Source organism: Methylobacterium oryzihabitans (assembly GCF_004004555.2).
In the GTDB taxonomy this organism is placed as follows: Bacteria; Pseudomonadota; Alphaproteobacteria; order Rhizobiales; family Beijerinckiaceae; genus Methylobacterium; species Methylobacterium oryzihabitans.
The window spans coordinates 1-255 of sequence record NZ_SACP01000200.1 but is presented as its reverse complement, the minus strand read 5'-3'; the positions used below and the strand labels follow the sequence as shown (position 1 = coordinate 255).

General features: G+C 74.5%; 1 protein-coding gene. It reads left to right on the top strand.

Going from position 1 to position 255, the window contains the following annotated elements; genetic code table 11:
- The coding region (locus EOE48_RS29585; protein ID WP_187371609.1) for a YDG domain-containing protein at positions 1-255 on the top strand (255 nt) is incomplete at both ends.

Here is a 255-nt window from a genome sequence, read left to right as displayed (position 1 = left end):
CACGCTCCTCGTCGGCACCCTCTCCGCCCGCGACAGGACCTACGACGGCACCACCGCCGCCACGCTCGCCGGCACCCCGTCGATCACCCCGTTCGGCACCGATGCGGTCACGCTGACCGGCACCGGGGTCGGCACCTTCGCCAGCAGGAACGCCGGCACCGGGATCGCGGTGGCCCTGTCGGGGCTCGGCCTGACGGGGGCCGATGCGGGCAACTACCGTCTCAGCCTGCCGACGCTCTCCGCCGCCATCTCCCC